Source organism: Helicobacter mustelae (assembly GCF_900476215.1).
In the GTDB taxonomy this organism is placed as follows: Bacteria; Campylobacterota; Campylobacteria; order Campylobacterales; family Helicobacteraceae; genus Helicobacter_H; species Helicobacter_H mustelae.
In genome coordinates this window covers 471283-484681 of sequence record NZ_LS483446.1, presented here as the reverse complement: position 1 = coordinate 484681, position 13399 = coordinate 471283, and the positions used below count along the sequence as shown (strand labels likewise).

Genomic DNA, 13399 nt, shown 5'->3' with positions numbered 1-13399 from the left:
AGGATTAATAAGAATTATAAAGAATTATACTAGAATTTCGCAGATGCTTATAAAGCTTTGATCTTTTGCTCACAAGGAAGAGACAGTGAATGATGTAAATTTCATCCCCCAAATCATCAAACAATGCGATGACATTTCCAAAGAACTAAAAAAATTCTCTGCTTTATACAAAATCGATTTAGAAAATATAGGATTTGAGATCCTAAAAATCTCTACATTTCTGCATTATCCCAATGGTAAAAAAGAGCTCCTAGAAGAGCACAATATCCATTTTCTAGAAGATGATGAATATTACAATCTTGCGGATTTTGAAATCTCCCAAAGCTTTGATATCAAGATCCTTCCCAAAATCAAAGTCCCTGATGTGAGTTTGAAATTCTCTGAGAGAAATGATCGGGCATTTTTGTATTTCTATCAAGATGACAGCCTCCAAAACAACCCAGAATTTTTTGACAAAATCATCTCGCTTGCAGAGGGTTTGCTGGCACTGCATAAGGCGATCTTGCGCAATCGCCGCGCAAAAAGGATCCTAATCATCAAACAAATCAAAGAAAAAATCCGCCACAAAACCCCCTACCCACTTTCTATCACGATTGATGAAAGTACCTTCTATACACCTCCCAAGCCCCCTTATTTTGTCTTTGTACCCAAGGAAGAATGCAAAGATAAAGAGCAATACAAAGACCACAAAAAGGAATTTGAGGATGCGTTTTTTGCAGTCGATAAAAATGATCCCATCCTCAAATACTATCCTGCTACGCCAAGCAAGCCTGGGCGCGACATCTTTGGAAAATTCATAAAAGGAGATCACACAGACCTAACAGATCTAGAGATCCCCCTCTTTGAGAGAGAAGATGCAATGCTTGAAGATAGGGGGGAGTGTATCTGGATTAAGGCATTGATTCCTTCCTTTGTACAATACAAAGACCATGCAATCTTGTTTTTTAAACAAGAGCATCTAGATAATGTCAGCATCTACAACACTCCTCTACTCCTTGGAGGCGAGGAAAAGCAAGTACGTCTAGAGATCCTTGCAACCAATCCCCTCAAAGATGCCATAGAATCTGGCATGATCTTGGAGGCTAAGGAAATCTTTGTCAAAGGGAACATCGCCCAAGATGTAATCCTAAGGGCCAAGAAATTGCAAATTGAAGGTCAAACCCACCAAAGCACTCAAATCATCGCCCAGGATGCAAAAATCCTGCTGCACAAGGGCCATCTCGTCGCAAAAAACGCAGAGGTTGGGAGCCTAGAATCTGGCAGTATCGAGGCAGAAAAAATCGAGGCAAAATACTGCAATGGCAGCAGGATTACAGGGAGTGAGATTAAGATCATCGAGCTAGAAAACAATAATAAAATCACCTTCAATCATCGCTTGTATCTAGAAAATATCTCTGGTAGGCAAAATGAGATCATTTTCTATGCCTTTGCCAATGGCAGGCTCAAAGAGCTTGAACAAGAACTCCTAGCCAAAAAAGAAAATGTCACAAACACATCAAAAGAAATCTTTGCCAAATACCAGAAAATCACAGAATTCCTCTCAAAATACCAAAACACCATCGAACAAATCAAAACAAGTGAGCACAATATCCAAACCCAAATGCTGCAAAATAAGCAAATCCATAACATCGTGCAGCGCTATGGCCTTGCCATCAAAGAGTCCGAAAAACTCAAAAAAGAGCTTTCTGACATAGAATCCCATCTCAAAGAGATCTCTAGCGATCTAGAAAAGCTAGATGATGAGGTGCTAGAGGCAGAGGCGTATTGCAGTAAATCCTGGGGTACAAATACCCAGCTTTGCTACCAAAGAGAATATCCAAAAAAGACACTCAAGTCTTTTGGCGTGAATGCAGATTTTGCTGGCAATTACTGCCTGGATAAAAACACGCAAGAGTTTGTGAGGATTGGATGATTTTTGCATTGAAGGGCAAGGTTTTTGCATTAGAACCCGCAAAATTATTGCTTGATGTGCATGATGTAATCTATGAAATCCATATTTCTTTTGGTAGCGCAGAGGAGCTGCAAGGCAAGGAGGAGGCCTTGGTGTATATCAGTCAAATCATCCGTGAGGATGCGCATTTGCTTTTTGGCTTTGTCACGCCAATGGAGAAGCAAATTTTTGACACCCTGATAAAAATCAATGGCGTAGGCCCAAAGGTCGCGCTCGCAATCCTTTCAACCTTCAGTGCACAGGAATTTATGGCAGTCATTGAGCGCAAAGACATCGCTGCACTCCAAAAGGTACCAGGAGTAGGCACAAAGAGCGCGGGTAAGATTATGGTAGAGCTATCTGGGGCATATGTCGAGCTCCTACCCAAAAAAGATCACACAGAGCATTTCCAGCAAGCAGAAATGGCCCTAGAAAACCTAGGTTATAAGAGGGCTGCGATCCAAAAAGCACTTAAAAGCATCAAGGCTAGCAATGTGCAAGACATCATCAAAGAGGCACTAAAACTTTTATAAGGGTTTGATTGAGAATCCCCTCTCTTTAGGGAGGATTTGTTTTAAATGGCCCACCGCCTCAAGCACCATGAAAAAATCCCTTGCAGGCGAATGCAGTTGCTGTAAAAAAATAATAAAACCACCGGAGTGGGGATAATGAAGGGGAAGGAGGGAGCTTGCTTATTCAAGCCCCTCTACCTTAATTCAAAAAAGCTACTCAAGCGATTGAGCAATAAGTGTTTTTGGGGATAGCGTTGCTGATGCCAGCACCGATAGCATTAGCGTTATGAATGCCATTAGGTTTTAGCTAGGTTTGGCACAAAAAATGCAATCCAGCTAAACCCACTCCCTAGCCCGCTTTCTCCTAGGAGGAGGGATTTTCAAAAGACGCGGAGGGACTTTACAAAAAAAGAAATTAGCAGCATTTTTTTGCGCCATCTCTTCCATAGCGCCTCTCTTGACTTTGAGCAAAGAATTCCTTCCTGCTTAGGGGTGTGCAATGGGGATGGTGCTTTTTGTGATGTTCTAGATATTTTTCATAGCTGGGCATGCCAACGAGCAGTTGGACAAAATGCCCCAAACCTCTATACAACCCTGCCAAGACCATAGCCCTCCTCCCTAAGTGGATATTTGCAATTATTGCTCTTGCATTGCAGGCAGATTCGTATGGATTGCAAGCACACGATGCAAGTAGTGAGCATAAAAAAGATGCAAAGCACTGCATCAATGATGTTATTAATCATGCGGGATTTGGCGCGATCCTTGGCCCTGCCATCCTCCATGGTGGCTAGGGATTTGTTAAGATTTTGGGCAGTGGCGACATGACTAATCTTATCATGAATTCTCTCGCCATTGCTGGGCAATACCTTTTGCACCCCCGCGCTCATAGTAGCGATGAAAACAAATACTGCAGGCAAAGCCACAATAAAGGCAAATTTCTCTCTTTTCATTTTGAACAAAATTGCAAGCACGAGCATCAAGGCCATCAGTGCCAGCATTTGATTGCTCACGCCAAATAATGGCCACAGAGTGAAAATCCCACCCTGGGGATCGATGGCCCCCTGATAGAGGAAATAGCCCCAGGCAAGCACACAGAGCAATGTGGCAAAAAGGCCCGCGGGCAGGGATTTGGTATCTGCGAGGGGTTTGTAGAGATTACCAAGCATATCCTGGATCATGAAGCGGCAGGTCCTAGTGCCCGCATCCACAGCTGTGAGAATGAACAGCGCTTCAAACAAAATGGCAAAATGATACCAAAATGCCATGAAGGCCTCTCCCCCAATGAGCTTGTGCATGATTAATGACAATCCCACAGCAAAAGTCGGTGCACCTCCTGTGCGAGAGAGCAGTGTCTCTTCGCCAATTTGCCTAGTAAGATGCAAGAGATCCTCAGGCCTGACCACAAAGCCAAGAGAGGCAATCGCAGAGCTAGCACTATACACATCGCTCCCAAGCACTGCCACAGGAGAGTTGATGGCAAAATAAACCCCAGGGTCCAAGATGCTCGCAGCAATCAAAGCCATAATTGCCACTGCGGATTCCATGAGCATGGAACCATAGCCCACCATCCTAGCATGACTTTCTTTGGCAAGCATTTTGGGAGTGGTGCCACTTGCAATGAGTCCATGGAATCCGCTAATGGCCCCACAAGCAATGGTAATAAACAAAAAGGGGAAAAGACTCCCTGCAAATACCGGCCCACTGCCATCAGTAAAATGCGTCACTGCTGGCATTTTCAGATCAGGCAGAACAAGCACAATGGCCAGTGCCATGACAAGAATCACACCGATTTTGAGAAATGTGCTTAGATAATCACGCGGGGCAAGCAAGAGCCACACTGGCAAGACACTAGCAACAAAGCCATAACAAATAATCATAATTGCTAAAGTTGGCTCATCAAAAGTGAAATAGCTAGCAAGTGTGGGATCTGCTGCGACATGATGGCCAAAATAAAGAGAGAGCATCAACAAAACAAAGCCAATCACGCTCGCCTCCCCTACCATGCCAGGGCGGATGTAGCGCATATACACACCCATCAAAATCGCGATGGGAATGGTCATAAAAATGCTAAAAAGCCCCCAAGGGGACTTAGCTAGCGCCTTGACCACCACCATTGCCAAAATCGCGATGATGATGACCATAATGCCAAAAATGGCCAGAGATGCGATACTACCAGCCCCGCTGCCTAGCTCTTCTTTGATCATCTCTCCTAGCGATTTCCCTCCCCTGCGAGTGGAGGCAAACAACACGACAAAATCATGCACACTCCCAGCCAGTACACCCCCCACCAAAATCCAAATCATGGAAGGCAAATAGCCCATCTGTGCAGCCAAGATAGGGCCCACAAGCGGCCCAGCGCCCGCAATCGCAGCAAAATGATGTCCAAATAACACAAAGCGATTGGTGGGTACAAAATCCCTGCCATCATTTTTGTAAACCGCAGGGGTTTGGCGCGCATCATCTAGCCCTAATACCCTAGAGGCAATAAAGGCACTATAAAAACGATAGGCAATGACATAAATACAAACCGCTGCCACCACAAGATAGAGCGCTGAGATACTTTCTCCCCGATGCAATGCCAGAATCCCAAAACACCAGGCCCCCACCAATGCCAACAAAATCCAAAAGATTTTTTTCATCATTTTTCACTCCTAAAGCAAACTTTTTCATCTTAACACAAAACCAGGGCATTGATAGAAAAACTCCCTTCCTAGGAGAAAGAAACAGAAATTCCATTACATTTGTGCATGATTTCATGAGGTTGGCTAAGCCTAATTGGGATGAGTTTGGCTAGTCTTTGAATGAAATACAACCCCCCCCCTTCATACAATCAAGGCACTAAACATGGCGGCTATATTTGGCACCAGGTTAGAAAAATGCCAGGATAATATAGAGTGAATGTGCACAAAACAAAAAGCAAGCTCTGATGCAAATCTCTAAATGCAGGGACAAGGTGGCAAAAAGCACAAAAACAAAATTTTAGCGACAAAAAGCGTGACAAAAATCCGGAGAAACACCAGATAAAAAGCGCAATTTTTTTGCATCAAGATTTCTACGTAGCTAAAAGAAAATTTATGCAAAGGTGCTATACTCGCGCATACTTCCTCGACCATAAAAAGGATCGCTTCGATCCCAAAAAACCGTGGATAGTAGACAACACATCAAAGGAGTAGAAAATGGATTTTTCTATGATCATCAGACACATGAATGAAAATCATGAAGCGGACATGGTAGGGCTTTGCAAAAAATTTGGGGCTGTGAGTGAAGTCCATAGCGTAGCCATGAAGGGCGTGGATTTTGCTGGGATTGATCTTATCTATAATGGCAAAGAGGAGCTACGCATCGAATTTCCTCAGGCAGCAACCATGGAAACTATCAAGCAGGCAATCATTGATTTGTGTATGAGCGTCCCCAAGACTCTAGAATTTGAAGAAGTCAAAAAAGAAATTGAAGGCTTCAAAAAAGAATTTGGCTCCATTACACTTGCCACCATCGATAATCATGGTCATCCCATGGCCTCCTATGCGCCATTGATTCAACTAAATGGGCATTATTACATCTATATCAGTGCCACTGCAGAGCACTATGAAAACATCAAAAACCATCCTCAAAAAATCGAAGTAATGTTTTTGGAAGATGAGTCCAAGGCAAAATCTGTGATCCTGCGTAAGCGCTTGCGCTACAAAGCACATGCAAAATTCATCGAGCGAGGAAGTGCGGAATTTGAACATGCGCTTGATCATCTTGAGAAATCCATGGGAGGCACTGGAGGAGTCAAGACAATCCGAAATTTTGCAGATTTTCATTTGATTGAGTTGCAGCTAAAAAGCGGAAGATTTGTAAAAGGATTTGGCCAGGCCTATCTCATCTCAGATCATGGGGAGGTTGCACATATTGGCATCTCTGGCAATCCTCATGGCACTATTCCACACGGGCATGGCGGCAATCCCCACGGACATGGCAGTCATCCTCATGGTCACCCACATGGGAAATAACATCCCCCAAAGGAGGGGCTACAAGGTGGGAGTTTGAAAGACTCCCCCCAATCTCACAAGAGCACTGATACTCCACACCCTCGATAAAAAAACTCCACAAATAGACGCACAAATCCTAGACGAAAAACCCATAGCCAAAAACACAAGATACACCCTTGAGTCATGACACACAGAAACACACAAAAACCCTCACACATCACTAAGCAACCTCACACCAAAAAAGCTCCGAGCTACATAAAAATGGGCCAAAAAACTAGAAAAACAGGAGCTAGAAACTAAAAAACCAGACACCAAGGAGGCAAAGCTACCAAAAAAGCGCGATTTATCCGCGATAAAAAGTGCAATTTTTGCATAAATTAAACAAAAATTTATGCAAGGGTATTACACTGTCTCTACACCCTCGCTGCAAGGGTGATTGTTTCAATCCATAAAAGCAGTGGCGGGTGGTAATCATATTCAAAGGAGCAAAACATGAATTTTTCTACAAACGGCAAACATAATGGCGAGCATCATCACGGAGAGCATCATCACGGAGAGCATCATCACGGAGAGCATCATCACGGGGAGCATCATCACGGAGAGCATCATCACGGGGAGCATCATCACGGAGAGCATCATCACGGAGAGCATCATCACGGAGAGCATCATCACGGAGAGCATCATCACGGGAAGTGACACCTCCAAAGGAGGGGGATTAGATTTTTTAGCAAAGAAGCCTAGAGACTTCTTTCAATCTCACAGATCCACAAAGCTTCCCAATTCCTGCCAAATCTTCCCCATCCCCCTTGTAAACTCCTACTAAAATGCCTCCTTATTCAAGCTTGCCTGAAAAAATTCAAAAACTTCGCCAAAAAAATCCCAAACCCTCCAAATCTCCCACGCAATGAAAAAGCCACATTCTTGATTGATGGGCAGTAGACAAAAAACAAGACTTAGCAGACACCCATCCAAAACAAACCCTAAGAGGGCCAAAAGTCAAAAAAACTAAAAGCTGTAATTATAAGAAAGCATAACATCCAAAGGGACGGGGGAAGCTCTCCTTGGGGCTGTGAAAGCGGGGATTTTCACGCCAAGCTGTACATGATTATTGTCATCAATAGCCGCCTCAAGCCCTACATTAAACAAAAACAAGCCATAAGCAGTCTTGGCATTATTGCCGTTGTTTTGCACAACGAGTTCTTGTTTTTGCGTATATCCAAAACCAATGCCCCCATAGACGCCAAAGGCTTTTTCCTTTTGATGAAAGAAGTTAAACAACACATCAGTGTTTACACTTAGCTGTGTAGTAATGGAGGTGCCAAGACCAGAGGGAGCGATGCCCATGACAGATTGTAAATAAGCACGCACTCCAACGATGCGCAAGGGCTTGTATTCATATCCTCCCTGGATATTCCAAGCCCCAATAAAGCGATTGCTAAAACGCCTTTTGCCCTGGGGGCTTTGGGGGACAATGATGTCTTTGATGAATCCAATACCAACACCCACAAATAAATTATGGCGATCATAGGCGCGCAACCCTAGGCACGCAAGCAATAAAATCAAAACTAGTCTCATTAATCTTTTTTCTTATCCTTTTTCTTTTTTTTCTTTTTGGAATCCTTGTCCTCTTCTTGCTTTTCTTTTTCTTTTTTGCCAGGTTTGATTTTCTTGACCACGGACTGCAAGATACCCTCGCCATCTTCACTCTGATAGAAACGCTTGAGCTTATCATCAATGGGAGCGACAATCACATACAAGATCGGCACCATCAACAAACTCAAAAACATCGAAATCAACAACCCGCCAATCATAGAAATGCCGATGGGAGACTTCATGGCATAACCACTTCCCGTGGCTACGGCTAGAGGCAGCATACCAAAAACCATGGCAATGGTAGTCATCAAAATCGGGCGCAGACGAGACTTCCCGGCAAATATGATGGCCTCATGCACACCCGCCTTGAATTTCTTGCGATATTCATTTGCTACATCAATGAGCAATGTGGCATTTTTCCCCACAATTCCAATGAGCAAAATAAGCCCCATGAAAGAAAACATCGAGAAGGGCTGATGGGCAAGCTTGAGAGAGAAAAACACCCCAGCAAAGCTTAAGGGCATGGTGATCATGATGATGAATGGCTCAAGCAAAGACTCATACAGTGCAGCCAAAATCAAATAAATCAAAATAAATGCCGTGATGATTGCTGTCATGAAAGAAGCAGCAGATTCTGCTGCATTGTTTGATTCCCCGCTAAAGGCGAAATTCACACCCTCTTCTAGCCAATCTTTGGAGTTTGTCTGCACAATAGAAATCATGCTTCCCAAAGAAAGCCCAGAATTTTTCAAAGGAGCAGCATATACAGTCACGCTGCGCTGGCGACCATAGCGATTGATGAGCGAGGGGGACTGGGATCTTGTAATCTCTACAAGCCCATCCAAAAACATCAATTTCCCTGAGGAATTCATTACCTGAAGCTTTCTAATGTCATCTACAGAGACTCGTTCATCATCAGGCACACGCATGGTAATCTTGTATTCCTTGCCACCTTGTTTGAAGTAGGCTGCTTGGTTGACACCAGAAAATGCCGCACTCACGACATTTGCGATCTCCTGGGTCCTAACCCCGTATTTATCAGCATTCTGTCGCAGAACCGTGATTTTGTATTCGGGCTGAATATCTGAAGTGCTGGTGTGATAATTAGTAATCTTGCCCTGGAAGCGCGGATCTTCATCAAGCATTTTTTTGAGTTTTGCCACACTTTTATCCACCGCCTGCTGCGTCATACCATAGATAGTAACCTGGAAGGGTGTACTATCCCCACCGCCTAGCACAGGCACTTCTGAGCTAAAGACATTGAGTCCCTTTGCCTGTGGCATTTTTTTGAGTTCATCTGTGATGGATTTCATCATATCAAACTGCGAAATCTTGCGCTCTTCAATGGGTTTCATTTTGGCATAAATCTTAGCCTTAAAGATGCTTTGGATGGATCCATAACCCACCTGCAAAGTGGTATATTCAATCTCCTCATGCTTAGCGATTGCCTCTTGCAAAGCCAATGTGCGCACCTTCATCTCATGGATGCTGATTCCTGGACTTGTCTCTAGCCATACATAAAATTGTGATTTATCTTCTTTGAGCATGAATTCCATGCCAAGGCCCTTGGCAACATAAATCGAAAACCCAAAAATCAAAAAAGTCAAGGCGCTAAAAAGCAGCTTATGAGAAAGCCCAAGCCTTAAAATCTTGAGATAAAAATTCTCCATGCCATTGAAGAACGGCTCAGTGAAGTGATAGAATCTGGATTGCTTGGAGCTCACAATCAAAGAACTTACCATTGGGATCACAGTGATAACAACCACATAAGAGATCACAATCGCAAGTGCCACAGTAACCCCAAAGCTTGCAAAAAATTTGCCAATGATCCCTGACATGTTGGCAATAGGAACAAACACAGAGAGCAGCATCGCAGAAATCGCGATGATAGCAAAGGCAATTTCATTCACACCCTCATAGGCTGCTTGTTTTTTACTCATGCCAAGCTCTAGCTTTTTGTGGATATTCTCAATCACCACAATGGCGTCATCAATGATGATGCCAATAGCCAAAGTCAGCGCCATCATCGTCATCATATTAAGCGTATGGCCCAGCATCTCAATCAATGCAAATGTACCTAGGATGGAAATGGGCAAACTTATGGCAGCAACTAGCGTAATTGTCACGCTGCGCAAAAACAAAAATACAATCAAAACTGCCAGCACTCCCCCTAGCATGAGGTCAAATTGGACATCTTTGATGGAATGTCGGATGTATTGTGTGGTATCCAAAAAGGGGACAATCTCATATCCATGGCTGGCTACTTGAATCTTTGGAAGTGCCTTGTAAACTCCATCAGCGACTTCTAGCTCATTGGCACCAGAGACCTTCATCACCTCAAAAATCACACCTGGTTCATTATTAAATGCCGCATAGGTGGTCTCCTCCTGGAGTCCATCCTCCACCACGGCCACATCACTGAGTCTGACATTATCTTTGCCGATGCGGATGTTGGCAATATCTTTGATACTTGTGCTATTGGCATCAACAGTGATACTAAAATCCTTGGTTGCACTCTCAATCCTTCCACCATTGGCTTCTAGATTTTCCTTCCCAAGCATGCCAAACAAATTATCATAGGTAATGCCATATTTATTCATCAAAGTGGAGTCTGCATAGATGCGAATCTGGCGCTCGCGATAACCATTGAGCTGCACGCCTCCCACTCCTAAGATGGATTGCAAAATTGGCTTAACAATCAAGTCCGCATGCCTCATAATTTCTGTTGGCCCCTTTTGCTTGCTGCTCATAAAAAGAGAGATAATCGCCTGTCCACTGGTGTCAAATTTTCGAATGGATGGCTGCTGGATGTTAGAATCATCAAATTTTATGGAAGAAATCTTGCCAATGACATCTGTCATTGCTTGCTCTACAGGCTTTTCTAAATAAAATTCCACCACCACGATGCTCACATTTCGCGCACTATTGGAGGTGATTTTTTTCACGCCATCAATCCCCATTACCGCTTCTTCGACCTTGTCTGTCACCTTGCTCTCAATGATCTCTGGGCTACCTCCAGGATAGGTCGTAGAAATAACGATGATAGGAAAATCGATATTGGGAAACAAAGCCACGGGGATTTTTTTGATCCCCAAAATCCCAAAAAACATCACCGCAATGGCAAACATCAGCGTGGTGATGGGCCGTTGTATCGCAAATTTATACATTACTTCGTCCTTATGAAACCATCGCCAAAGATTCCAGGGATCATTTTTTGATCTGCCTTAGCCTCTGCGCTCACCTTTCTGGTGTTGATGTCAATGGTGGGGTAGATTTTTGTGATAACCACTTGTTTTTTATCACTGCTCCCATCAACAGAATAATAAAACACATCCCCCACTTTTACCTGATGGATGTATTTGGAGTCAAATTCAATGACAAATTTTTTGTCATGACTTACAAGGCGAAATAATTTTGTAGCAGTAGAGCCCACGCCATCTCCTAGCTGAATATAACGCGCAGCAATGACGCCATCAAAGGATGCCCTAAGAATGGTTTTTTCAATCAAAGTCTGGGAATAATTATAATCTGCCTCAAGTTTTTTATAATTGGAATAGTATTGCTCCATGGAATTCTTATCCACCGCACCACCGGTTTTTTGGTAGCGCAGATACTGATTTTTGGCAAAAATATATTGCTGCTTAGTTGAAGAAGCCTGGGCTACCTTGTCATCATTGACAAGTTTTAGCAACACATCCCCCTTTTTGACCACGCTTCCCACATCCACATACAAAGAACCCACAATCCCAGAGCTATCCAGTGCGAGATCAGAGTCCTGGACTGCTTGGATGTTAAAAATCGCATAAACATCCACGCCAAAAGACAATCCCAGGCCACAGAAGAGATGGATTAATATTTTTTTCATATCTACTCCTTAGTTGATATAGTTCTTGATTTTTTGACCACTATAAAAAATATAATTTGCCTTTTGAAATTCAAAATTATTGATGCTTTGGTTGAAGGTGGATTCCGCATCAAATTTCATACTAAGGGCTTGTAAGTACTCGGTGAAAGTAATCAAATTTGCCTCATATTTTTTCTTTTTGCTCTCAAAAGCAATGGATGCGGATTTGAGATTATCTCTTGCAGATTGGATTTGCTTTTGGGCGATTTCTAGCGTCATGCGATAGAGCTCTTCATCTTTTTTTTGTTCGAGTTTTTTGTAGGTGAGCATTTTTTCATTGGAGAGCTGGGCGATCCTGGTGGATTGTTTTTGGATGCTAAGTCCTACATTATCCAAAACCTTCATGGTCACTGTGGCTCCAAAAGAATTTTGGATGGTTGGGTAGATGTAGGAGAGTGGCCCTCTTGCAAATGCTGGTTTTTCGATGTTATAGGTAAAGGTGTCATCCAGATCCACGACGGGATAAAAATGCATCTGCTTGTTTTGGTATCGCAATACATTAATCTGCTCATTGAGTGAAATAATGTCGAGTCGGTCCTGCAATCCAAAATTGGGCATGCGAATCTTGCTAAAGATCAGTCCCTCGACTTTGAGATTGGTCAGAAGCTCTAACATCAATTTATTTTGCTCGATTGCTAGCTTTGCATTGGCGATTTGGTACTCACTCTGAGAGGCTTGGGCCTTGAGTGATTCTAGATCATCAATGGGAGAAAGCCCCTGGGTATAGAGCTTGTCCACCCTTGCCACATCTGATTGGATTTGGCGGAATTTTTTTTGTAGCGAAATAAGTCGTACCAAATTATCAAAATACCCATAATACTGCTGCGCGACTTGCAGATAGATATTTTCCCTTGTGTAGCCCTCATCTGCTAGCTTGGAGAGATAGGTGGCATTTTTTTCTTTAATGGCATTGATGTCTGCATAGCCATTAAAGAGATTGAATGTAAAAGTCCCCAAACCCTGTTGGGTGTTATAGTTTCGATAGATGCTCTGCGTACGCTCATTGTTGTTGAATTTGTATTTGATATTCACTGATGGGATAAATCCACGCAGCGTCTGAATCATCACATCTTTTTTGCTTTGTAGAGTCGCTAGGGCTTTGCTTTGCAGAGAATAATTGGAATCTGCGGCTTTCAACAAATCCTGCAGAGCGTATTTTTTGACCGCGCCTTTTTGCAACTCACGAATATCTGCCATAATGCTTAACTGCTCTGTATCATCTAAATTTGCAGCATGTGCGCCAATCATACACACCAAGACAATCCATAAAAATCTTTTTGCCATAAAAGCTCCTTATTGCCATGGATTTTTGTGAAACTCCACTGCTTTTTGAAATAAAGCGTTCGCCCCATCTCAAAAAATAACGGTATGGTAGCACAAAAAAGTAATATAGTGGCATAAACAACTAAAAATTATGTTACCTTTTGTTTGGGATTTTTGCTTGTTTTATCTCGTTGTTTTTTTCTTGCCTTGTTGTTATTTAAAC

The 13399-nt window shown here is 43.0% G+C and carries 10 protein-coding genes; 4 read left to right on the top strand and 6 right to left on the bottom strand.

Annotated elements, in window-relative coordinates; all coding sequences use genetic code 11:
* Positions 1-85 precede the first annotated feature (85 nt).
* Together DQN48_RS02315 and ruvA are read left to right on the top strand one after the other, a co-directional pair.
* The gene (locus tag DQN48_RS02315; protein WP_013022774.1) at positions 86-1912 is read left to right on the top strand and encodes a FapA family protein; all 1827 of its coding nucleotides are present in this window, start codon (positions 86-88) and stop codon (positions 1910-1912) included.
* Positions 1909-2463: a Holliday junction branch migration protein RuvA gene (gene ruvA, locus DQN48_RS02310; RefSeq protein WP_013022773.1), complete on the top strand. Its 555-nt coding sequence runs from the start codon at positions 1909-1911 to the stop codon at positions 2461-2463. Before DQN48_RS02315 ends, ruvA begins: the two co-directional genes overlap by 4 nt.
* 394 nt (positions 2464-2857) lie before the next feature.
* On the opposite strand, the gene DQN48_RS02305 is transcribed toward ruvA, so the two are convergent.
* Positions 2858-3049, bottom strand: a complete 192-nt coding sequence (locus tag DQN48_RS02305) for a YbdD/YjiX family protein (RefSeq protein ID WP_041913072.1) — start codon at positions 3047-3049, stop codon at positions 2858-2860.
* Entirely contained in the window at positions 3027-5084 is a 2058-nt protein-coding gene (locus DQN48_RS02300; RefSeq protein WP_013022772.1) for a carbon starvation CstA family protein, read from the bottom strand. Before DQN48_RS02300 ends, DQN48_RS02305 begins: the two co-directional genes overlap by 23 nt.
* A gap of 534 nt (positions 5085-5618) precedes the next feature.
* Between DQN48_RS02300 and DQN48_RS02295 the strand changes: the two genes are divergently transcribed.
* A complete protein-coding gene (locus DQN48_RS02295) occupies positions 5619-6437 on the top strand; it encodes a HugZ family heme oxygenase (RefSeq protein ID WP_013022771.1) in 819 nt (272 codons plus the stop codon).
* Positions 6438-6936: 499 nt separating this feature from the next.
* Entirely contained in the window at positions 6937-7239 is a 303-nt protein-coding gene (locus DQN48_RS07625; RefSeq protein ID WP_013022770.1) for a hypothetical protein, read from the top strand.
* A gap of 182 nt (positions 7240-7421) precedes the next feature.
* On the opposite strand, the gene DQN48_RS02285 is transcribed toward DQN48_RS07625, so the two are convergent.
* The 4 genes from DQN48_RS02285 to DQN48_RS02270 are packed head-to-tail and all read right to left on the bottom strand — an operon-like array spanning position 7422 to position 13197.
* A complete protein-coding gene (locus tag DQN48_RS02285; protein ID WP_013022768.1) occupies positions 7422-7991 on the bottom strand; it encodes an outer membrane beta-barrel protein in 570 nt (189 codons plus the stop codon).
* Positions 7991-11176 (bottom strand): efflux RND transporter permease subunit, encoded by a 3186-nt coding sequence (locus DQN48_RS02280; protein ID WP_013022767.1) that lies wholly within the window; start codon positions 11174-11176, stop codon positions 7991-7993. Before DQN48_RS02280 ends, DQN48_RS02285 begins: the two co-directional genes overlap by 1 nt.
* Positions 11176-11874, bottom strand: coding sequence for an efflux RND transporter periplasmic adaptor subunit (locus DQN48_RS02275; RefSeq protein WP_013022766.1), 699 nt, complete (start codon positions 11872-11874; stop codon positions 11176-11178). The genes DQN48_RS02280 and DQN48_RS02275 overlap by 1 nt, the downstream gene beginning before the upstream one ends.
* Positions 11875-11883: 9 nt before the next feature.
* Positions 11884-13197 carry a TolC family protein gene (locus tag DQN48_RS02270; RefSeq protein ID WP_013022765.1) on the bottom strand — a complete coding sequence of 438 codons (1314 nt, stop codon included), beginning with the start codon at positions 13195-13197 and terminating at the stop codon, positions 11884-11886.
* Positions 13198-13399 lie beyond the last annotated feature (202 nt).

Excerpts from the sequence above, each read along its gene's own strand:
- ruvA (WP_013022773.1), top strand. The coding sequence starts at position 1,909 with ATGATTTTTGCATTGAAGGGCAAGGTTTTTGCATTAGAACCCGCAAAA.
- DQN48_RS02305 (WP_041913072.1), bottom strand. The coding sequence starts at position 3,049 with ATGGTCTTGGCAGGGTTGTATAGAGGTTTGGGGCATTTTGTCCAACTG.
- DQN48_RS02300 (WP_013022772.1), bottom strand. The coding sequence starts at position 5,084 with ATGATGAAAAAAATCTTTTGGATTTTGTTGGCATTGGTGGGGGCCTGG.
- DQN48_RS02295 (WP_013022771.1), top strand. The coding sequence starts at position 5,619 with ATGGATTTTTCTATGATCATCAGACACATGAATGAAAATCATGAAGCG.
- DQN48_RS07625 (WP_013022770.1), top strand. The coding sequence starts at position 6,937 with ATGGCGAGCATCATCACGGAGAGCATCATCACGGAGAGCATCATCACG.
- DQN48_RS02285 (WP_013022768.1), bottom strand. The coding sequence starts at position 7,991 with ATGAGACTAGTTTTGATTTTATTGCTTGCGTGCCTAGGGTTGCGCGCC.
- DQN48_RS02280 (WP_013022767.1), bottom strand. The coding sequence starts at position 11,176 with ATGTATAAATTTGCGATACAACGGCCCATCACCACGCTGATGTTTGCC.
- DQN48_RS02275 (WP_013022766.1), bottom strand. The coding sequence starts at position 11,874 with ATGAAAAAAATATTAATCCATCTCTTCTGTGGCCTGGGATTGTCTTTT.
- DQN48_RS02270 (WP_013022765.1), bottom strand. The coding sequence starts at position 13,197 with ATGGCAAAAAGATTTTTATGGATTGTCTTGGTGTGTATGATTGGCGCA.